Source organism: Nonomuraea sp. NPDC004186 (assembly GCF_053603495.1).
In genome coordinates this window covers 173,685-194,604 of record NZ_JBSGFQ010000007.1, presented here as the reverse complement: position 1 = coordinate 194,604, position 20,920 = coordinate 173,685, and the positions used below count along the sequence as shown (strand labels likewise).

At 70.5% G+C, this 20,920-nt stretch carries 19 protein-coding genes; 7 read left to right on the top strand and 12 right to left on the bottom strand.

Annotated elements, in window-relative coordinates:
• Positions 1–9 precede the first annotated feature (9 nt).
• The 5 genes from ACWEPL_RS08335 to ACWEPL_RS08315 form a co-directional block, all read right to left on the bottom strand.
• Positions 10–753 carry a DUF4097 family beta strand repeat-containing protein gene (locus ACWEPL_RS08335; protein WP_363962439.1) on the bottom strand — a complete coding sequence of 248 codons (744 nt, stop codon included), beginning with the start codon at positions 751–753 and terminating at the stop codon, positions 10–12.
• A gap of 189 nt (positions 754–942) precedes the next feature.
• Positions 943–1,782 carry an LLM class flavin-dependent oxidoreductase gene (locus ACWEPL_RS08330; protein WP_363962440.1) on the bottom strand — a complete coding sequence of 280 codons (840 nt, stop codon included), beginning with the start codon at positions 1,780–1,782 and terminating at the stop codon, positions 943–945.
• Positions 1,782–2,681: a GNAT family N-acetyltransferase gene (locus tag ACWEPL_RS08325; protein WP_452435574.1), complete on the bottom strand. Its 900-nt coding sequence runs from the start codon at positions 2,679–2,681 to the stop codon at positions 1,782–1,784. The genes ACWEPL_RS08330 and ACWEPL_RS08325 overlap by 1 nt, the downstream gene beginning before the upstream one ends.
• 59 nt (positions 2,682–2,740) lie before the next feature.
• On the bottom strand, positions 2,741–3,088 hold the full coding sequence (locus ACWEPL_RS08320; protein ID WP_350728352.1) for an STAS domain-containing protein: 348 nt from the start codon (positions 3,086–3,088) through the stop codon (positions 2,741–2,743).
• A 32-nt stretch (positions 3,089–3,120) separates the two neighbouring features.
• The gene (locus ACWEPL_RS08315; RefSeq protein ID WP_363962442.1) at positions 3,121–4,563 is read right to left on the bottom strand and encodes an LCP family protein; all 1,443 of its coding nucleotides are present in this window, start codon (positions 4,561–4,563) and stop codon (positions 3,121–3,123) included.
• Between the two features lie 81 nt (positions 4,564–4,644).
• On the opposite strand from ACWEPL_RS08315, the gene ACWEPL_RS08310 reads away from it, so the two are divergent.
• On the top strand, positions 4,645–5,664 hold the full coding sequence (locus tag ACWEPL_RS08310; RefSeq protein WP_350728354.1) for a glycosyltransferase family 2 protein: 1,020 nt from the start codon (positions 4,645–4,647) through the stop codon (positions 5,662–5,664).
• Here ACWEPL_RS08310 and ACWEPL_RS08305 read toward each other — a convergent pair.
• Positions 5,659–7,395 (bottom strand): CDP-glycerol glycerophosphotransferase family protein, encoded by a 1,737-nt coding sequence (locus ACWEPL_RS08305; protein ID WP_355190708.1) that lies wholly within the window; start codon positions 7,393–7,395, stop codon positions 5,659–5,661. The two genes, ACWEPL_RS08310 and ACWEPL_RS08305, sit on opposite strands and share 6 nt — an antisense overlap.
• Positions 7,396–7,436: 41 nt before the next feature.
• Positions 7,437–8,189: an IspD/TarI family cytidylyltransferase gene (locus ACWEPL_RS08300; protein ID WP_355190710.1), complete on the bottom strand. Its 753-nt coding sequence runs from the start codon at positions 8,187–8,189 to the stop codon at positions 7,437–7,439.
• Positions 8,190–8,300: 111 nt separating this feature from the next.
• Between ACWEPL_RS08300 and ACWEPL_RS08295 the strand changes: the two genes are divergently transcribed.
• The 6 genes from ACWEPL_RS08295 to ACWEPL_RS08270 all read left to right on the top strand — a co-directional run bounded on the left by ACWEPL_RS08295 (position 8,301) and on the right by ACWEPL_RS08270 (position 14,032).
• Positions 8,301–9,716 carry a CDP-alcohol phosphatidyltransferase family protein gene (locus tag ACWEPL_RS08295; RefSeq protein ID WP_363962443.1) on the top strand — a complete coding sequence of 472 codons (1,416 nt, stop codon included), beginning with the start codon at positions 8,301–8,303 and terminating at the stop codon, positions 9,714–9,716.
• Between the two features lie 11 nt (positions 9,717–9,727).
• Complete coding sequence (locus ACWEPL_RS08290; RefSeq protein ID WP_363962444.1) at positions 9,728–10,336, top strand: DUF5941 domain-containing protein; 609 nt, start codon at positions 9,728–9,730, stop codon at positions 10,334–10,336.
• Positions 10,337–10,413: 77 nt separating this feature from the next.
• Positions 10,414–11,148 carry a phosphocholine cytidylyltransferase family protein gene (locus ACWEPL_RS08285; protein WP_452435573.1) on the top strand — a complete coding sequence of 245 codons (735 nt, stop codon included), beginning with the start codon at positions 10,414–10,416 and terminating at the stop codon, positions 11,146–11,148.
• 28 nt (positions 11,149–11,176) lie between these two features.
• Positions 11,177–12,217 carry an iron-containing alcohol dehydrogenase family protein gene (locus ACWEPL_RS08280; protein WP_363963101.1) on the top strand — a complete coding sequence of 347 codons (1,041 nt, stop codon included), beginning with the start codon at positions 11,177–11,179 and terminating at the stop codon, positions 12,215–12,217.
• Positions 12,195–12,962 (top strand): CDP-alcohol phosphatidyltransferase family protein, encoded by a 768-nt coding sequence (locus ACWEPL_RS08275; protein WP_355190715.1) that lies wholly within the window; start codon positions 12,195–12,197, stop codon positions 12,960–12,962. Before ACWEPL_RS08280 ends, ACWEPL_RS08275 begins: the two co-directional genes overlap by 23 nt.
• A gap of 185 nt (positions 12,963–13,147) precedes the next feature.
• Complete coding sequence (locus tag ACWEPL_RS08270; RefSeq protein WP_350728361.1) at positions 13,148–14,032, top strand: glycosyltransferase family 2 protein; 885 nt, start codon at positions 13,148–13,150, stop codon at positions 14,030–14,032.
• Positions 14,033–14,053: 21 nt separating this feature from the next.
• Here ACWEPL_RS08270 and ACWEPL_RS08265 read toward each other — a convergent pair whose 3' ends face one another.
• From ACWEPL_RS08265 to ACWEPL_RS08245, 5 genes are all read right to left on the bottom strand, one after another.
• Positions 14,054–14,767, bottom strand: coding sequence for an acetoacetate decarboxylase family protein (locus ACWEPL_RS08265; protein ID WP_363962445.1), 714 nt, complete (start codon positions 14,765–14,767; stop codon positions 14,054–14,056).
• Between the two features lie 124 nt (positions 14,768–14,891).
• Positions 14,892–15,854: a glycosyltransferase gene (locus tag ACWEPL_RS08260; protein ID WP_452435572.1), complete on the bottom strand. Its 963-nt coding sequence runs from the start codon at positions 15,852–15,854 to the stop codon at positions 14,892–14,894.
• A gap of 56 nt (positions 15,855–15,910) precedes the next feature.
• Positions 15,911–17,305 carry an acyltransferase family protein gene (locus ACWEPL_RS08255; RefSeq protein ID WP_452435571.1) on the bottom strand — a complete coding sequence of 465 codons (1,395 nt, stop codon included), beginning with the start codon at positions 17,303–17,305 and terminating at the stop codon, positions 15,911–15,913.
• Between the two features lie 179 nt (positions 17,306–17,484).
• Entirely contained in the window at positions 17,485–19,140 is a 1,656-nt protein-coding gene (locus ACWEPL_RS08250; protein WP_452435570.1) for an LCP family protein, read from the bottom strand.
• A 144-nt stretch (positions 19,141–19,284) separates the two neighbouring features.
• Positions 19,285–20,772: a hypothetical protein gene (locus ACWEPL_RS08245; RefSeq protein ID WP_452435569.1), complete on the bottom strand. Its 1,488-nt coding sequence runs from the start codon at positions 20,770–20,772 to the stop codon at positions 19,285–19,287.
• Positions 20,773–20,920: the final 148 nt, after the last annotated feature.

The window sequence follows — 20,920 nt, the reverse complement described above, 5'->3', positions numbered from 1 at the left end:
TGAGCGAGGTCACCGGGCCCGGAGGATGCGGACGTCTCCGGAGCCGCTCACGGCCGTGATGGTGTTGGGGCTCTTGGCGTCGTCCTTGAGCTCCGAGCGCTCGGTGCCGTCCGTGCTGCGGGCCGTGATCGCGTAGGCCGCCCCGGGCACGGTCGCGGTCACCCGGCCGTCGCTGGAGCGCAGGTCGAGGGCGGTGGGCGGGCTGGCGAACGACACGTCGATCGCGCCGTCCGACGTCCGGCACCGGACGCTCGGCGACTTCAGCCCCTCGCCCGTGATCGGGCCCTCGCTGCGCAGCCGCAGTTTTCCCGCGGCGCCCGAGACCTGGATGCGGTCCCGGCTGACCACGTCCACGTCCTGGGCGAGGCCGTTCAGGATGACGCCGTCGTCGGCCTCGATCGACAGCGGCACGCCGGGCGGGACCTTGACGTGGTAGCGGGCGCCGCAGTCGCCGAAGACCATGTTGCAGTTCGCGCTCAGGCGAAGGGTGCCGTCCCGCAGGGACCAGGTGGCGTTGCCGTCGTCGGCGGCCTTGCCGCGTACCCACCGCTCCACCTCGACGCGGCCCCCGGTGCCCTGGAGGACGCGCACGCCGCCCAGGGAGGCATTGATCTTCAGCGCGGTGCCCGTGAACGGGAACGCCTGCGCGGTGTGGACCTCTTCGGCGTCCAGGTCCACCTTGCACCCGGTCAACGTCAGCGCCGCCGCCAGCGTCACCCCTGTCGCCACGACTCGCCTCATGGAGATGCTCATGCCGCCATGGTGGCCGAGCGCCGCCCGCCCGCCATCGACCGTCCGGCCGAACACGGGCGGGCCACCATCGGCCTTTCGGCCAGAACGCGCGTCAGGCCAGGAGACCACGCGTCAGGCCCGCAGAACGCGCGTCAAGCCCGGAGATCGGAGACCACCCGTCTCAGGCCCGGAGAACGCAGAGAGCGCGCCTCAGAGGGCCGACAGCAGGGCCGTGACGTGCCGCAGCGGGTCCGGACCCAGCGGCCGCACGGCCACCGTGGCGGCCCCCGCCGCCCACAGCTCCTTGACGTGTTCGGCCGCGGCCTCAGGAGACCCCGACGCCATCGCCACCTCCTCGGGCGCGACCCCGAGGAACCCGGCCTGCCCCGCCACCAGGGCCCGGGAGCTCTCCGGGACCTCGGCCTCGGTGTTGAGGAAGGAGAAGACCACGAGCTCGTGATCCGCGGCACCCCCGATCTGGTCCAGGATCCCGGGCAGCTGCGCGGGCCCGACGCCCTCGGGGATGATCGTCCCCTGGGCGACCCGGCCCGACAGGGCCAGCGAGCGTGGCCCCTTCACCCCGGCCAGCACGGGCGGGGGCGCGGAGGGCGGGTGCACCAGGGAGACCCCGTCCAGGTGGACGGACCTGCCGTGCAGGGTGACCGTCTCGCCGCGCAGCAGCGCGCGTACGGACGTGATCGTCTCCTCCAGGAGCGTCAGCGGCGACGACGGGGCGGCGCCCACCTGGCGCATCCAGTCGCCCACGCCGTGCCCGATCCCGGCGGCCAGCCGCCCGGGGTGCACCCTGGCCAGGTTGGCCAGCTCCATCGCCAGCAGCATCGGGTTGCGCAGGGGAGCGGGCGTGATGCCGATGCCGACCCGCAGCCGGGACGTGACGGCGAGCGCGGTGGCTGCCGACGAGACGCCTCCCGTCCAGCCCAGGTCCTCCACCACCCAGAGGTCGTCCACGGACGTCTCGTCGAGCGCCTTGGCGAACGGGATCAACTGCTCGGGAGGAAGGTCCCGGTCGAACATGACTCCGAGTCTCACTATGCCCTCCAGTAATAGCGGAACAACCGGCCGACCTCCGAGTATTCAGCACGCAGGAAGGCGTCGGCAGTCGGGACGTTCGCGACGTCCGTGACGGCGACGATGCGCTGCACGCCCGCCTCGGCCAGCGTGCGGGTGCCCCTGGCCAGCAGGTCGTCGACGTAGCCGTGGCCGCGGTGCTCGGGCACCACGCCGATGTACGCGATCGAGTGGTCGTCGGGGGCCACCAGGCCCACGGGGGAGTCGCCCAGGTAGCCGATCACGAACCAGTCGGGCTTGCCCTTGCGGTTGATCAGGTCGTCGTACATCCATCGGGCCTCGTGCTCGGCCCCCGACGTGGCCACCTCGATCCGCGTGTCGTAGTCGAGCGAGCCCTCCGAGATGCGTACGAGGACGTCGATCACCTCGTCGCCGGCCATGCGGCGCGCGGGGCGGTACGTCAGGCGGCCCGGGTCGACCGGGACGTCGTTGCCCGCCACCCATTCGAGCACCAGCCGCTCGACCTCCATGACGAACCCCGCGAGGGTCAGGGCCTCGTGCTCCACGGCGCGGTCGACCACGGGGTCGAGCCCCGGCTTGAGCGAGATGTCGTGGATCATCTTGGCCGGCCCCATCGTGCGCAGGCTGCCGCTCAGCAGCTCCGCGGCGGCGACCGGGTCGGGGCCCGGGTCGAACTGCCAGATGGTCACCGGCTCCGAGCCCGGGAAGGGCGCCCAGAACGCCAGGCGGGCCTGCCCCTTCACGAAGCACCACTCAGGCCGGGCCCTGCCTTCGTCGAAGGCGGCCGCGAGCTGGGAGCGCCCCGGCTCGGGGAACTGGTCGAACAACGCGAAGGCCTCCACACCTGAGGGGCTCTCCCCGGCCGCGGCCGCCGTGGCGAGGGGTGCCCGTGATGACATGACCATGTTCTCGCACGGAAGCGATCACTCAGACCGTCCCCATAAAGGCTCGATCGAGGTCAGGCGGCGCTGCCGAAGGCCGAACACGCCTCGCCGAGGGATTCGCGCGTCTCGAAGTGCCGGTCGAGGTTGGTGATCGTCAGCAGGTGGCGGATCATGCCGGGGGCCAGCACCAGGATCAGGCGGCCCTTCACGCGCCGGACGTGGTTGAGCGTGGCCACCAGCACCCCGAGGCCCACCGAGTCGCAGAACGGGACCTCGGTCAGGTCGACGACGAGGTTGAGCGGGTCGGCGGCGGCGATGGCCTGTTCGAGCTCGTCCCGCAGCCGAGGGGCGCCTGCCACGTCGAGGTCGCCCACGACGTGCAGCACCGTACAGGGGTCCTCCCGCCACGACCTGACCACCATGAGGGCTTCACCTGCCGAACCGCCGACTGTTATTACTGTTTCTTACATATGTTCTGCATTGCCGTTTTGGTGGTCGGTGTAACACTCGGTTTCGCCGACGGCATGGAAGCCGACTTGGATTTCGCGATCTTCGGCTGATCGCTGCCGATGATCACCTCGATACCCTTGATGTCGGCCTTGTCGATCTCGGCGCCCGGGATGGCGGCGGCCACGACCTTCGCCTCGTCCTCCTGACCCGCGCCGTAGTGGACGACCGTCTTCTTGTAGTCCTTCTTGGTCGTGTTGCCGGGCTGGCCGGGGACCTTGAAGCCGTACGCGACCAGCCCCTCCTTGGTGCGGGCGCCGAGACCCGTGATGAGCGTGCCGTTCTTGACCTTGACCGTGATGCTGCCGGGCGGGATGGCCGACGGCTTGGCCGAAGGAGTGGGCGAGGGGGAGGCGGCGGGCTTGGTCAGGTCCTGGTCGGCGTTGATCCGCGCGAACATGTCGCGGGCGGCCGGCTTGTCCCACAGGACCGCGGACTCGCCCGTGGGCGCCTTGAAGTCGACGTTGGACAGCGGCACCTCGGCGAAGCGCACGTCGTCGAGCGAGACGTCCCGCATCTGGGTGGCCAGGCCGAGGAGACCGTCGTCGGGGTCGACCTTGACCGTGCTCAGCGTGGAGTTGACGAACGAGGCCAGCTTGGCCGGGTTGGCCAGGGTGTCGGCGCTGAGCGCCCGGTTGAGCAGGGCCGAGATGACCTGCTGCTGCCGGTCGATGCGGTCGAGGTCGGAGCGCGCGGTGGCGCGGGTGCGGGCGTAGCCGAGCGCCTGCACGCCCTGGAGCTGGTGGGTGCCGGCGGGCAGGTTGAGCCCGGTCTTGGGGTCGTTGATCGGCACGGGCGTGCAGACGGTGACGCCGCCGAGGGAGTCGACGACGTCGATGAAGCCGAGGATGTTGACCTCGATGTAGCGGTTGATCTGCAGCCCGGTGGCTGCCTCGACGGCCTCCTTGGTGAGCTTGGGCCCGCCGAACTGGTACGCCGAATTGATCTTGTGTTCGCCCTTGCCGGGGATCGTCGTCCAGGTGTCGCGCGGCAGGCTCACCACGGTGACCCGCTTGTGGTCCTCCGACAGGTGGATGACCATCATGGTGTCGGTGCGCTGGCCGGACTCGCGGCCCAGCTTGAGCCGGTTCTGCTGCTGGCGGGTGAGGTCGTCGCGCTTGTCGACGCCCACCATCAGGATGTTCTCGGCGCCGCGGGCGGCCGGCACGGTCACCCCGGCGTCGACGGTGCCGATCTGGCGCGGGGTCGCCCACACCACGCCGGTGGCCACCAGGACCCCGGTGGACAGGAACCCGGCGACGAACACGTTGCGACGGCGGGCCTTGGCGCTCCTGAGCGGCCTGCGGGGACGCGGGTTCGCGAGCTTGACGCCGCCGTAGGCGTCGCCGCCCACGAGCACACCGCCGTCCTCCTCGCCCGGGTCGCGCATCCCGTCCCCCTTTTTGTCACCCGGAGGATCAGGCTTTCGATTGCCCGACTCCCCTGGTCGTACAGTAGCGTGAGCCCCGCCATGAAGCAGTTCCCCGACTCGCCGCAGGCCCCCGCGGAGACGCGTGCCTGGCCCCCCATCTCCGTCGTCATGCCGGTCCTCAACGAGGAGCGGCACCTTCGCGAGGCCGTCGACCAGGTCCTCGCCCAGAGCTACCCAGGTGAGATCGAAGTCGTGCTCGCCGTGGGTCCGTCCCAGGACCGCACCCAGGAGGTCGCCGACGCCATATCGGCGGCCGATCCACGGGTGACGGTCGTGCCCAATCCGACGGGCCGCACCCCCAACGCGCTCAACGCCGCCATCGCCGCCTCGCGCAACGGCATCATCGCCCGGGTCGACGGGCACGCCATGCTGCCCCCCGACTACCTGCGCGTCGCCGTCGAGACGCTGGCCGAGACCGGCGCCGACAACGTGGGCGGCGTCATGGCGGCCGAGGGCATCACGCCGTTCGAGCAGGCCGTCGCCTGCGCCATGACGTCCAAGATCGGCGTGGGCGCCGCCGCCTTCCACGTGGGCGGCACCGCGGGCCCCGCCGACACCGTCTACCTGGGCGTCTTCCGCCGCTCGGCGCTCGACCGGGTGGGCGGCTACGACGAGCACTTCCAGCGGGCGCAGGACTGGGAGATGAACCACCGCATCCGCCAGAGCGGCGGCCTGGTCTGGTTCCAGCCGCGCATGCGGGTCTCCTACCGCCCTCGCCCCAACGTCAAGGCCCTGGCCAAGCAGTACTTCCACTACGGCAGGTGGCGGCGCGTGGTCGCGCGCACCCACGAGGGCACGATCAACCTGCGCTATCTGGCGCCGCCCGCCGCGGTGCTGGCCATGCTGCTGGGGCTGGTCGTCTCGCCGTTCTTCCCCTGGGCGCTCATCGTCCCCGGCGGCTACGCCGTCGCCATCGCGGCGGGCTCCGCGCTGACGGGCAGCGGGCTGTCCCCGGGGGCGCGGCTGCGGCTGCCGATCGTGTACGCCGCCATGCACTGCTCCTGGGGCTGGGGCTTCCTCACCAGCCCGAAGAAGCTGGCCAGGCCGCCCGGGTCATGACCCGGCGAAGACCCGCTCGACGGCGGCGTCGAAGCGGGTCAGCGCGTCCGGATATTCCGCCCCGAACAGGTAGCTCCTGAGCTTGATCCTGGCCCGGGCCAGCGAGTCCTCCCCGTCGAGGAACTCCGCGAGCCCGGCCAGGTCCTTCCCGATCAGCACGCCCGCCTCGGTGCTCGGGTAGCGCTCGTGGAAGGCGCGCTCGTCCAGGCCGGCGACGTTCGTCACCGCGTACGGCTTCTCGCTGGCCAGGAAGTCGGCCACGACGCTGGAGATGTCGCTGATCAGCAGGTCGCACCGGTTGAAGCAGTCGTACAGGTGCGGCTCGGGGCCGGTGACGATCAGATGCTCGATCCGCGGCGTCTCCCCGGTCGCCCGCGACGGGTGCCTGGCCTTCGACTTGGCCAGCTCGGCCGCCTCGATCATGGCCACGATCTTCCGGTGCGCGCGGCCTGCGCTGCGGTCGCGGTGGCCGGTCAGCGGGTGCGGCTTGTAGATCACGCGTACCCGCGGCCGGTGGTCCAGCAGCGCCCGCACGATGCGCGGGCCCATGGTGATCAGCGACGTGTGGAACAGGTCGTCGTTCCAGCCCTCCCAGGTGGGGGCGTACAGGACGGTGCGGTACGGCAGCTCCGGCCCCTCCGTCGAGATGCCTTCGAGCTGCGGCCGGCCGACCTCGTGGATGCTCTCGTCCCTGACGCCCACCCTGGCCCGGCGGTAGCGGTCGCGGCCCGCGGGACCGGCCACCCACACCTCGTCGTACACCCGGGAGAACGGGTTGAACGACGCCTCCTTGTCGCTGTCGCCGTGGTTGAGGAACGCGCTGCGCAGGGTCGGGATGCGCAGCATGTGGACGTTCCTGCCGACGTTGGAGACGTACAGGCAGAGCTTGGCGCTGGACAGGGCGCGGAAGCTCATCAGGTCGGCCGCCGACGGGATGCACAGCATCGGCAGCGTGGTCGCGTCGAGGTGGTTGGCCATGCCGCGCTCGCGCAGCACGACGATGGCGCGCCGGTCGATGCGCTCCAGCGTGGGCAGCCACATCCTGGCCTGATAGGCGGCCGCGGTGGCGCCGGAGAAGTAGAGGATGACCTCGGGCCGGTACTTCTCGACCTGCTCGCCCACGACCGCCAGCACCCTGGCCTTGTCGGTGAGCGGCGTGGCGCGGCGCACGTACGGGATGAGCGCGAGCGCCCCGGCGATGCCCAGCAGGACCGCCAGACCGGCGCCGATCGCGGCGGGCACGGCGCCGACGGCCGCGCCGACCACCGGCAGCGCGTCGAGGTAGAGGAAACGCATGCTGCGGCTGTCACGCAGGGACGGCGGCGGCATCTTCGGGATGCGCAGCGCCGAGACGTCGAGGTTGCGGGTGGTCACCGGCATCCGGCTGAGCGTCCCCTTGAGCCGCAGCGCCAGCGCCGTGTGCCCGGCCCGCACCACGTGGATCGCGAAGATGCCCGACGCCAGCGCCACGAACCACGGCGAGTCGACCCCCGCCATCCGCGCCACCAGCAGCAGCGCCATGGTCTCCCTGGCGGCGAAGCGCAGCGTGACCCCGAGGTGCACCCTGCCGAGCAGCTCGGGCAGCGGCCTGGCGGCGCGCGAGGCCGCGTACTCCACCGCATAGGAGAGCACGGCGACCGCCCCGAACACCACCGGAGCGGGCCAGAGGGCCGACCACAACAGCGTGGGGTAGCAGCCGAGCAGGGCCGCGATCACGATGAGTCTCCTCATGTGATCGCACAGTAACAACTCTCAGGTCAAACGTCTGTGACCTATCTGGGCAAGTCGGAGATCGGCGGGGTTGCGGCGAGCTGGAAGAGCAGCTCGGCGATCCGTAGGTCGAGGGGGTGGGTGACCTTGATGTTGTGCTCGCTGCCCGGCACGAGGTGGATCGGCACGTCGGGCAGGTAACGCAGCACCACGCCGCAGTCGTCGGTGGCCGGGCGGCCGGCGAACCCGGGGTCGGCCAGCGCCCGCTCGTACGCCTCGCGGATCACCGAGAGCCGGAAGCACTGCGGCGTCTGGCTGCGCCGCAGCACCGACCTGTCCAGCACGTCGCCGATCACCTCGCCGCCGGGGCCCGGCACGGCCACGAGGACCGTGTCGGAGCTCGGGATCGCCACGTTGACGGCCGAACGGGTCTCCAGCGCCTTGACGCACTCGGTGATGATCCGGGGCTCCACGAGCGGGCGTACGGCGTCGTGCAGCAGCACGTTGCACTCCTCGGCCCCCAGCGCCCCCAGGGCCAGCCACGTGCTCTCGGTACGGCTCGCGCCGCCCTCCACGACCTTGCTGACCTTGTCGTAGCCGCCCTTGTCCACGATCTCGCGGATCCGGTCGGTGTAGCCGGGCGTCATCAGCACCACGATCTCGTCGATCTCCGGCGCGTTCTGGAACACCGCCAGCGAGTGCTCGATGATCGGCTTTCCCGCGACCTCGATGAGCTGTTTGGGGGTGTCCATCCCGATCCGCTGCCCCACGCCGCCCGCGAGAAGCACCCCGACCGACCGCAACCGTGAATCCATATCGGCAGCGTAACGGTCCTGTTCCGTGATTCCGCCTTGACCTGTCGCTACGCTGTGCCTACGCACCCCCAAGCCACGCGGCTCCCGCGCGACCGGGAGGAGACCTGCGCTTTGCCCGACTCATTGACCCGCGAGACCACGGCCACATCGGTCGTCGTGCTCGCCACGACCCCGGCATGCAAGCTCTCCAGCTTCGACGTCACCCTGCTCGACCGCGTCACCGACCAGCTCGCCACGCTGCCCGTCCGGGAGATCCAGGTGGTGACGCCGGGTGGCGGCCTCGGAGCCGACCTCAGAGGCGTAGCCAAGATCGCCCGGATCTCCACGGGAGCGGTGGCCGTGCTCCCCGCGGACCTGGTGGCCCACACCGAGGCGCTGGCGCTGCTGCTCGACCACCCCGCGCGCGGCAGCGGGGCCCTGGTCTCCCATGACGCCGCCGCGGCGCCCATGCGGCCGCCCGTCCGCGTCGAAGGAGGCAAGATCGTCGCCGCGGGCAGTTCGTTCCATGTGGTCCCCGAGGCCAACGCCACGTTCAGAGGCGTGCTGAAGGCGGGCGAGGCCGACCTGGGCGCGCTGGCGGACATCGCGGAGGAGCTGGCCGAGCTGGCCGACACCGGCAAGCTGGGCCCGGTCACCCCCGTCGAGGCCGTCGACCTGCTCCTGGTCGGGCTGGTCAGATCGGGCGTGTCGGTGCGGGCGGCCGGGATCGGGCCGCTGCACGCCGACCGGGTGACCGGCCAGCACGCCGCCGACACCGCCGTCGCCAGGCTGGCCGAGGTGGACGAGGCCAAGGTCAGGCTCGACCTGTCCATCAAGGCGGACGACGGCTTCTTCGCCACCTTCTTCGTCTCCACCTGGACGCGCCACCTGCTCAAACCGGCGGTCCGGCTCAACCTGGCCCCCAACACCGTCACCGGCGCCTCGATCGGGATGGCCGCGCTGGCGGCCCTCTGGTTCTCGGAGGGCAGCCAGGCCGGCCGGCTGGCGGGGGCGCTGCTGTTCTACCTGTCGTTCGTGCTCGACTGCCTCGACGGGCAGCTGGCCCGCTACACGCGCACGTTCTCGCCGCTGGGGGCGTGGGCCGACGGCATGGCCGACCGGCTGAAGGAGTACGCCGTCTACGTCGGCCTGGCCCTGGGCTTCGCCGGCACCGGCATCTGGCAGCTCGCCGTGGCCGCCATGATCCTCCAGGTCGTGCGGCACGCCATCGACCAGACGTACGCAGGGGCCCGCACCGACGCCGCCCGCGTCGGCGCGCAGTGGGGGCGCCCCGCGCGCTCCCTCCTGGAGTCGGCCGACGGGAGCCGGGCGCGGGGCGTGCTCGGGATCGCCCAGCGCCTGGAGCGCGACGCGATCGCCCGCTGGCTCAAGAAGAGCGTCGTGCTGCCCATCGGCGAGCGCACCGCGCTGATCGCCGTCACCGCCGCGGGCTGGAACGCCAGAGTGACGTTCCTGTCCCTGCTCTGCTGGGGCGGCGTGGCGGCCCTCTATCAGCTCGCCGGACGGATCGCGAGGTCGGCACGGTGATTTCGGTCCACATGACTCCCGTCCCCCGCAGCACGGTCGTGGCCTACCGCGACGACGGCCCGCTCTCGCGCGCCATGGGCCTGCTGGTCGCCGGGCAGCTCCCACCGCTGCCGCCGGTGATCGCGGGCACGTTCGTCACGGGCGTGCTGCTGCTGCTCGGCGTGGCGGGCACGGACGGGCTCGCGGTGTTCGCGCCCGCCGTGACGCTGCTGCTGGCCGGGCCGGGCAGCACGCACGCGCACGACGGCAGGTTCGACTGGCTCGTCCCGCCGATCCTGCGGCTCATCGAGTACACCTTCGTCGCGGCGTGCGGGTTCGCCCACGAGGTGCACCCCGTGGTGATCTTCCTGCTGCTCGGCGCGCTGGCGTTCCACCACTATGATCTTGTTTACCGGCTGCGGCAGCGCGTGTACGCGCCGGCGTGGCTGTCCACGTTCGGCCTCGGCTGGGACGGCCGGATGATGGTGGTCTCGCTGGTCGCCCTCACGGGCTGGCTGACCGGCGGCTATCTGCTGCTCGCGCTCTATCTGTGGGCGTTCTTCGGCTGGGAGAGCCTCACGTGCTGGCTCGCCGCGCCCCGTTCCGGGGTGGAAACACCCGATACGGGAACGCAAGACTAACGCCGGATTACCCGCTCAGGGCCCAAAGACGAATACTCTTTGGGCTCACGAAGACATGCTCGACTGAGGAGTGCACGTTGCTGGGAATGGTTCTGGCCGCTGGAGCCGGACGACGTCTGCGGCCGTACACCGACACGTTGCCGAAGGCGCTCGTGCCGGTCGACGGCGAAACCACGATCATGGACATCTCCCTGCGCAACCTCGCGGCGGTGGACCTGCGGGAGGTCGTGGTCGTCGTCGGTTACGCGGCGCAGGCCGTCCACGACCGCAAGGAGGCCCTGGAGCAGCGGCACGGCGTCAAGCTCACCCTCGTCCACAACGACAAGGCCGAGGAGTGGAACAACGCCTACTCCCTGTGGTGCGCCCGCGACTACTTCGCCCAGGGCGTGCTGCTGGTCAACGGCGACACCGTGCACCCGGTCTCGGTCGAGAAGACGCTGCTGTCCGCTCCTGAGACGAGCGGCATCCTGCTGGCCGTCGACAACGTCAAGAAGCTCGCCGACGAGGAGATGAAGGTCACGCTCTCGCCGGAGGGCTCGCTGCGCCGCATCACCAAGCTGATGGACCCGGCCGAGGCGTACGGCGAGTACATCGGCGCCACCCTCATCCGGCCCGGCGCGGCCGACCTGCTGGCCGACGCGCTCAAGACGACCTTCGAGCGTGACCCCCAGCTCTACTACGAGGACGGCTACCAGGAGATGGTCGAGCGCGGCGAGGTCATCCACGCCGCGCCCATCGGCGAGGTCGACTGGGTCGAGGTGGACAACCACGACGACCTGGCGAAGGCTCGTACCATAGCCGTCCGCTACTGAGGGGGCGCGCATGCCGCTTCTAGCGAGGATGCTGCCGGCGCCGCTGACCATGCAGGTCAGGCGGGGCGCGGTGGCCGAGCTCGGCGCCCTGCTGGCCGACAGCAGGGTGGCCACCTCCGGCCGGGTCGCGGTGGCCGTCGGCCGCGGGCAGGGCGACCACATCGAGAGCTTGATCACACCCCAGCTGGGCGAGGCCGAGGTGTTCCGGGTGGCCGACGGCTCGGTCGACGCGGCCGTCTCCCTCGGCGCCGACCTGCGCAAGGCCGCCTACGAGGTGGTGGTGGGCGTCGGCGGCGGCAAGACCATCGACGCCACCAAGTACGCCGCCTCGCTCGCCGGCATCCCGATGGTCGCGGTGGCCACCAACCTCTCCCACGACGGCATCTGCTCGCCCACGGCCTCCCTGGTCTACGAGGGCGGCAAGGGCTCGTTCGGGGTGCCGATGCCGCTGGCCATCCTGGTCGACCTCGACTTCGTGCACAACGCGCCGGAGTCGCTGGTCAGGGCGGGCGTGGGCGACGTGGTGAGCAACCTGTCGGCCATCGAGGACTGGCAGCTCGGCAACGTCGAGCGCGGCGAGCCCATCGACGGGCTGGCCTGCTCGATGTCCCGCACGTCCGCCGAGGCGCTCATCGGCCGCGGCGACTCCATCGAGTCCGACGCGTTCCTGACCGTGCTGGCCGAGTCCCTCATCCTGTCCGGCATGTCCATGGTGATCGCGGGGTCGTCCCGGCCCGCGAGCGGTGGAGATCATGAGATCCTTCATGCCGTGGATCAGCTCTTCCCCGGCACCTCCAACCACGGCGAGCTCGCCGGGATCGGTGCCGCCTTCTGCTTCTTCCTGAGGGAGGACGAGGCCCGGGTCACGCAGGTGGTCGACTGCCTGCGCCGGCACAAGCTGCCCGTCGTGCCCGCCGACATCGGGCTGACCGGCCAGCAGTTCGCCGAGGCCGTCGCCCTGGCACCGTCCACCCGCCCCGGCCGCTACACGATCCTGGAGCACCTGCGCATGCAGGACTCCGAGATCCACGATCGGGTGGGGGACTATGTCCGGGCCTTCGGTAGCTGAGATCCGGCGGGTCGCCCAGCCCGCCGGCCACCTCGAGCGCAGGAACGGCGAGCACTGGGCCGGCGTGCTCTACATGCGCCAGCTGTCCATCTACGTCACCTGGCTGTTCGCCAAGACCTCGGTCACGCCCAACCAGCTCACCTGGGTGATGACGGTGGCCGGGGCCCTGGCCGGGGTCGTGCTCGCCCTGCCGGGCCTGTGGGCCGCCGTGGGCGCCGCCCTGCTGGTGCAGGTCTACCTGCTGCTCGACTGCTCCGACGGCGAGCTGGCCCGCTGGACGGGGAAGACCTCGCTGGTCGGGGTCTACCTCGACCGGGTCGGGGCCTACTTCTGCGAGGCCGCGGTGCTGGCCGGGCTGGGCTGGCGGGCGTCGGCCGTACTGCCCGACTGGTACACCGTGCTGGGCTTCGCCGCGGCGCTCGGCGCGATCCTCATCAAGGCCGAGACGGACCTGGTGGAGGTGGCGCGGGCCAAGGGCGGTCTGGAGGCCGCCACGGAGGCTTCCGCGGTGCAGTTCCGCTCCGGGCTCCTGGGCCTGGGCCGGCGGGTGCTCTCGGCGACGAAGTTCCACCGGATCGTGCAGCCGATCGAGCTGTCGCTGCTGGCGCTGGCGGCCGCCGTCGTCGATCTGATCCTCGGTGACCTGACGGCCTCGCGGGTCCTGATCGTGGCCTGCTTCGTAGCGGCATGCCTACAGGTTGTCCTGCATTTGGTAAGCATCATCGCCTCGAAGAGACTGGCGTGATCTGATGTCGGAACCGGAGGAGCTCCCCGTCCGTCGTATAGATCGGACGTCCGCCGTTCGGTGGGGGTTCATCCTCGGTTCCGATACGCTTAGCCCCAGCCTTTCCAAAACATGCAGACCAGCAGACTCGGTGATCATGAAAGAATGCTCCGCCCGTGTTCTCAACGCGTCAGGACAGTGATTCGTTGAAGATCTCGTGCGTCATCCTCACCATGGGTAACCGGGTCGCGGAGCTGAATCGGGCGGTCGAGTCCGCGCTCAACCAGGTCGACGGCGACGTCGAGGTGGTGATCGTGGGCAACGGCGCAGATGTGCCCGAATTGTCGGCGACGCCACCCGAAGGGTCGGCCGCGGTCGTGAAAGCGATCCGGCTCGATCAGAACACGGGCATCCCCGCAGGCCGTAACCGCGGCGTGGAGGAGTGCTCGGGAGACGTCGTGCTGTTCCTCGACGACGACGGCTGGTATGCCAACCAGAAGGTCGTCGCGCACGTACGCGACCGCTTCGCCACCGAGCCGGACCTCGCGGTGATCTCCTTCCGCGTCATGGACCCCGACGGCGGCATCGGCCAGCGGCGCCATGTGCCCCGGCTGCGCGCCGGCGACCCGCAGCGCTCGTCGCCGGTCACGACGTTCCTCGGCGGCGCCTCGGCCATCAGGCGCTCGGCCTTCCTCCAGGTGGGCGGGCTGCCCGAGCGGTTCTTCTACGCTCACGAGGAGACCGACCTGGCCTGGCGGCTGCTGGGCGAGGGCTACCGGATCGAGTACGACGCCGAGACGGTGATGTACCATCCGCAGGTCCCGCCGACCCGGCACGTCGAGTTCTACCGGCTCAACGCGCGCAACCGGGTCTGGCTGGCGCGGCGCAACCTGCCGTGGCCGCTGGCGTTCCTCTACCTCACCAACTGGGTCGTGCTCACCCTCGTGCGGGAGCGCGGGGCCGGGCCGGCGCTCAAGGCGTGGTTCAGCGGGTTCTTCGAGGGCCTGCGCACCCCGGCGGGCGAGCGGCGGCCCATGGCGTGGCGTACGGCGTGGCGCATGGTCAAGCTGGGCCGTCCGCCGATCGTCTGACCGCGGCGGGCCATCGGGGCGTCAGACCTCGACGGCCTCGCCGAAGGACATCGCGGCCCGCGAGATCGTGCTGGTGAACATCGCCCGCCTGGGCAGCCCCAGCTCGCTCAGCTCCTTGGCGATGGGATGGTTGCCCAGCCGGATCAGCGCCCCGCTGGGGCGGATCCGGGCGCCGCGGGCCCGTACGGACCAGGGCACGCGCCGCGTGATCCCGTCCCGGTGCGTGTAGGCGTCGAGCGGCGCCATCACCGTCGCGCCCGGCGCGGGCACGCCCGGCTTGATCAGGATGTCCAGCACGAGCCGGCCGTCCCTGCGCAGGACACACCGTTTGTACGGCGTGCCGAGCCGCAGCTCGATGTCCGCCAGCTCCTTCGGGAACCCCCACAGCGTGCGCCCGGCCTCCAGCGTGAACGGCTGGTCCACGGGCAGCCAGTGCACGAACACCCCGGCCTGGCGCAGGTCCCAGAGCCCTCCGGTCCCGGACACGCCTGGGGGACGCACCAGGAACGCCATGCCGAACTCGTGGTACGGGTCCAGATCGCCGTCGCGGTAGTCCACGAACAGCAGCACGCAGACGGCCTTGCCGGGCAGGAACTCGGCCACGTCGAGTCCGGAGTACGCGATCACCGCCCTGGCGGCGTCGGCGCGCACCGCGTAGAAGGCGCTGCACACCTCCGCGTCCCGCACCCGCACCGGCATGGCCACCGTCCGGCCCTGGATCAGATGCGTTGCCATGGCCCCAGTACATCAACCCGTCAGTCGTGTCGCCATTCCCACCCCCGATGTCCTTCCGTGGTGCCGCACCTGCCGCCCGGCCTCCGGCGTGTCGCCCGCGCTCCCGGAGGGCCGGCCGTTCCGGTCAGACGGCCAGAGCGTGGGTGGGGAGTCCGGCCCAGGACTCGGCGCGGTTGACGAAGGCCGCCGCGTGGTCCGGCCAGTGGTGGTGCAGCCGCGCCTCCGCGTGCCCCAGGGCGCCCAGCCGGGCCCGCCGCACCGGGTCCTCCTTGAGGTCCAGCACGGCGTTCAGCACGGCTTCCACGTCCAGCGGCACCACGAGCCCGCAGCCGGTCCGCTCGACCAGCGCCGAGCCCTGCGGAGTCGTGATGACGGGCAGCCCGCGCCCCATGTAGTCCATGATCTTCGTCGGCGCCGTCCGCACCGTGTCGTCCGCCAGCGAAAGACCCGCCAGCGCGCCCTCGGCCATGCGCAGCGCGTGCCGGTTGGGCACGTACCCGAACCAGTCGAGCAGCCCGACCCGCTGCGCGTCACGCAGCAGCGGACGGACGTCCCGGGCCGCCGCGCCGATGAGGTCGAGCCTGACGCCGTACGGGACCAGCCGTTCGGCCAGCCCGATCAGCTCCGCCACGCCGCGCTCGGACGAGAGGCGGCCGATGTGCACCACCCTGGTGTCGCCGGGAGGAGGCGGGCTGGGTGACACCAGGGTCGCCTCGGGAACCACCGCAGGCGTGATCACGCGGTGGCGCCTCCCCGCGCGGGCCAGCCGTCTGGGGGAGACCTCTTCGCGTATGTCCCAGACGACCGGAGGACGCCTGTACGGCAACGCGCCCAGCAGCCGGTGCTCGTGCACGATCAGCAGGTCCGCGCCCTTCACGCCGCGTTTCAGCGCCGCGCGCGCCCTGCCGTACGAGGCGTGCCGCGCCACGTCGATCGCGGTGAGCCCCATGGTGGGGGTCACGTTGAAGTACGTGAACGGTGCGACGTAGGTGACCTCGTGGCCCGCGTCGAGCAGCGCCCTGATCTGCCGGTGCATGATCCGGGCGTCCTCGGGATGATGGACGGTCGTGGCGACACATGTCCGCATGTGTCGATGCTCCGCGCCTACCAGGTCAAAGGCGTAAATGTGGGTAGAACTGTCGCTTAACTTCGTGATGGGCGGCGATAGAGCCAGGTCAGGCGGGGTTCGAGCACCCACTTGAAGACCGTACGGGTCTCAGGCAGGCACAACACGATCGCCAGCGCGAAGGCGCTGGAGGCGATCGCCAGCACGCCGAGCGGCCCGAACAGCCACGGGAACTCCAGCCAGCCCATCTCCTTGGCGACCAGCACGGGGATGCCGTGCAGCAGGTAGCAGTAGAGCGTGCGGGTGCCGAGGTCGGAGAACCACGTCTCGCCCCGGGGCACCAGCGCCAGGACGGCGAAGCACATGGCCAGCGCGCACACCAGCAGCCCGGCGCGCATGCCGAGGCCCATGTACCACGACAGGTGGAGGTCCTGGAAGCTGGCCTTGAAGTAGAACGGGGAGAGCTTCGCCTGCGGCGCGAGGAGGATCGCCACCCCCGCCGCACCCAGGATCGTGAGGACCCCCAGGATCTTGATCCACCGCCGGTTGAGCATCTCGAAGTGCTCCGGCTGCATCACCAGGCCGATCACGAAGAACGGCATGAGACCGAAGAAGCGGTCCATGCTGAAGTCGCCCTCGATCTGCGAGAACCCGGAGAGCAGGTAGACGACGATCGCGACCGGCACCGGATATTTCATCCGCTTCCACACCGGGGTGGACAGCCGCCAGAACAGCAGCGCCAGCAGGTACCAGTTGAGCCACGCCGGGTCGATGATCGTCAGGCTCCACTTCTGGCCCACCGAGACGCGGAGCAGGGCGTAGCCGACCTCGACGATCACGTACGGGACCAGGAACGTGTCGACCAGTTTGTTGGTCTTGGCGTTCGAGTTCCAGAAATTTCTGGACAAATAGCCACTGATCAGCACGAACAGCGGCATGTGGAACGTGTAGATGAAGATGTACAGGGCCCTGGAGGAGTCCGCCGACAGCGTCGGCACCAGCGAGTGGCCGACGACCACCAGCGCGATCAGCACGAACTTGACGTTGTCGAGGTACGGGTCGCGCTTGCGCTTGGCCGGCTGGGCCTCCTGCTTCGGCTCCGGCTGCGGCTGGGCCGTGTCGTCCGCCGCGGCCTTCGCCCGCTTCCGCGGACGCCGCTCCTGCGCCGCCTGCGAGGGCTCGTCCGCCGCGGCAGGAGCCTTCGCGGGAGCCTTCGCCGGGGACTTCGCGGGATCCTTCGCCGGAGCCTTTGCGGGGCCCTCCGCCGGGTTCTTCGTCGGGGGCTCGTCGTCCTTGACGGCGGGCTGCGGCTGGGTCAGCTCACCCGGCGCCATCCAGTGCGGGTCGGCTTCCTCGCTCCAGAACGCCTCCTCCGGCAGCGGCCAGCGGGCTCCCGTCTGGGCGGGGCCGCCGGTCTCCTCCTCGGGGCTCCGCGGAGTCGTGACCGGTGGGGAGAATCTGGTGTCAGACACAGGGGAGTCGCTCAGCTTCGCTCGGGGCCGGGGAACACGACGGCAGCACGACCAACGGATGGCCTCTCGGCTCCGGGTCGCGCTGCGTCGCCGACCCGCAACAGACTATCCCGCCCACGCGCCTCCTGTCCCTCGCGTGAGGCGAGAACGCCCGATTCCACAGGGAACTTGGAGGCTCGTCAGGTGCAGGTGTTCTTCTGCTCGGAGGCAGTGATCGTGCTGTTGTTGACGCTGTCGGGCAGCTTGGTCACCTTGACCGACTCGAAGTCCTCGCCCACCACCAGCTGGATCACCGGAGTGCCCTTCGGCGGGGTGCTCGTGGGGGCCGTCGTCGGCGTGTACGGCTGCGGGTTGGTGACCGAGACCTTGCCCGACGCCGGGGCGGGCTTGGGCACGAGGGCCCCGGCCAGCGTGCCGGCGTGGTCGGGCGCCGACTCGATGGTCTTGGCGTAGTGGACCTCGGTCTTCGGCAGGCTCTTGCCGTCGGGGGCCTCGTAGTTGCCGACGCCGACGACGTTGAAGCCTTCCTTGGCGAGCTGGTCGGCGACCTCGCGGGCCTTGCCGAAGGTCTTGGTGCCGTTGAGCACCTGGATCTTCACCTGCTCGGGCTTGAGCGTGACCTTGGGCTTGGTGCCGGTGGCGGTGCCGGTGCTGGCGGACGGCGCCGGCGTGGCGACCTCGGTGTCGGTCTTGATCGAGGTGAACAGCGCGTTGGCGTCGGGCTGCTTCCAGACCACGCGGTTCTTGTCCTCGGGGTCGGGCCCCCACGGGATCGTCGTGAACTTGACGCCGCCGGCGGTCATCTCCTTGGCGCTCAGCGCGATGTTGATGAGCTGCTCGGTGTCGTTGGCCAGCTCCGGGTCCATGGTGACCGATCCGGCCGCGGCCGCGATGAAGTCCCTGAGCTTGCCGACGTCGGTGAGCAGCTCGCTGCTGGTGGCCTTGGCGACGACCTTGCTCAGGAAGATCTGCTGCCGCTTGATGCGCTGGATGTCGCTGCCGTCGCCGTAGTGGCGCAGGCGCACGTAGCCCAGGGCCTTCTCACCGTTCAGCAGGCTCTTGCCGGGCGGCAGGACCAGCTTGGAGTTCTTGTCGTTGACGCCGGACTTCAGGCAGATCTCGATGCCGCCGAGCGCGTCCACGATGTTCTTGAAGCCGCTGAAGTCGACCTCGACGAAGTGGTTGACACGGATGCCGGTGAGGGTCTCGATCGTGGAGATCGTGCAGGCGATGCCGCCGGAGTTGTACGCCGAGTTGATCATGTCCCGGCGCGGCGGCATCTCCTGCTTGGTGGTCTCGTTCTTGCACTTGGGGATCTGCACCATCGAGTCACGCGGGAAGCTGATCAGCCGCGCCTTGTCCCGGTTGGGCGAGATGTGCATGAGGATGATCGTGTCGGTGCGCTTGCCGCCCGCGTCCGCCTCCCGGGCCAGCTTCTGGCCGTACCGCGCGTTGCCCTTGCCCGCGCGGGTGTCTGAGCCGACGAGCAGGACGTTGAGGGCGCCGGTGTCCACGGGCCGGGGGTTGATGATGTCGCTGTTGACGCTCTTCTTCTTGATGTTGCCGAAGGCGTCCCGGTAGACCGTGTAGCCGGTCAGCGCCCCGGCCACCATGAGCGAGGTCACGCCGATGCTGACCCAGGCCAGGATGCGCATCTTGTTCTGGCCGCCGCCGTTGCCGCCGCCGCGGTGGCCGCGCGGCGGCCGGTCGTCCGGCGGGAGCGGCGGAGCCGCGGCGGCCGCCGCTCTACGCGCCATCCTGCTGCCGGGCTGGGTGGGGGCAGCCCGGTAGTCCTGCCCGGAGGTGACTACGGGCACGCTCCTGTAGTCAGTCATACGTCCCCTAGCCTCACTTCTCGCGCCTGACGCGCTGGCTTCGTCGCCTCGCGCCACGAGACGAGGTCACGTACGGCGTGCCAGGTGCCATGACCGCGGGGAACGACCGTGACCCGGGCGTGATGTTTCCGCGGCAAAGCATACTCAGAGCTGGACATTACGTGGAATATCATCGCCAAACTCTTTCTTGCTCACGCAGTGTTTTCGCACGTCAGGTCTGATGCTCAGGGCCGCCGCCAAACAGGCCAGGGGCACGGCCGGCAACACGTATCGGTAGTCGAACTCCGCCGCCGCGGCCGGTGTGACCAGCAGCACCACGGCCGCTGACCAGGGCACGAGCCAGGGCGCGGGACGCCTGCGCCCGCTCCGGCGGATGGCGGCCGCCACCGGGGGCACCAGCAGCACCCCCAGGAGCACCGGGCCGGGCAGCCGCACCATGTTCTGGTAGGCCCTCAGCCAGCCGGCGTAGGGCTCGACGATCTCCGTGCCGATCTCGCCCCGCTCGTAGAGCTTGGCATAGTCGGCGCCGACCTGTGCGGGATAGCGGCCGGGCGGCCCCGGCTCCGTCACCGGGAACTGGTAGTAGCCGTAGATCTCCGGATCGGGGTAGACCGGGCGGCCCCACGTGAACGTGCGGCCCAGCTCCGTCAGCACCGAGGCGGCGTAGTCGAGCGGCTGCCTGGTGATCGCCAGCGTCGCGAACCGGCCCGCCAGGTCGTCGGTCTCCTTCGTGAACGTGATCCCGGGCAGCAGCACGAGCGGGGAGTCCTTCGCCCAGATGTACTCCTGCGACGGCGGCCGCCGCTCCGGGGGGCGCGGGTCGCACAGGACCCGCAGATCCGGCGGCGGGTCCATCCTGGCGCAGTCGGCGAACGACATCGTGCGGGCGTACATGAAGACGCCGTTCGCGCCCACGAGCCCGACCCGCTGGTACGTGGCGTAGAACCAGGCGCCGTACGCGATGACCGGCACGAGGGCGGTGGCCAGCAGCAGCCCGGCCAGGCGCAGGCGCCCGCGCAGCACGTACCAGGCGGCCAGGAGCAGGATGAGAGGCTGGCCGACGGTCCTGGTGAGGGTGGCGGCGGCCAGCAGCAGGCCGATGGCGGCCACCGTGCGCCGCCGCTCCGACCCGCACAGCGCCACCGCCGCCACCACCAGGAACATGAAGAGCGTGTCCGAGACGAGCAGGTGCTCCAGCTCGATCTGGTACGCGTCGAGCAGCACCGGCACCGTGGCCAGCGTTGCCACCCACCTCGGCGCCCGTCGCGCGACCCGGTAGATCAGCACGCCGGTGGCCAGGCCGAGCAGGTGCTGCGCGGCCGTGACCATCCCGAAGGTGTGGAACGGCTCCAGCAGCTTCAGGAACATCGAGTAGCCCGCCGGGCGGACCAGGTCGGGGCGGGGTCTGAAGACGGTGACGACGTAGGTGTAGGAGTCGGGGAACCACAGGGCCGGCCGGTAGCCCAGCATCGCCAGGGCGCGCAGGGCCGTGCCGAGGGCGAGGACCGCCAGGAACCACCCGTGCCGCCTCCACCGGGACGGATCTCCGACCCACGCCAGGCCTCTGCGAGCGGGCATGTCGGCGCGAGTCTCCGGCATCACCCGCACGCCCTCCCGCTGTCTCTCCGGCATGTCCCGTAGTGCCCACGTACGCTACCCGCCATTCAGTGAACCCCGTGCCAACCGGCCGATAAGGGATACGCACGCCAGGTCTCCCCGGTTGAGATGAAGATCGCCCGCCGTGTGGCGGAACCCACCGGGACCTCCAGGTTGGATACGC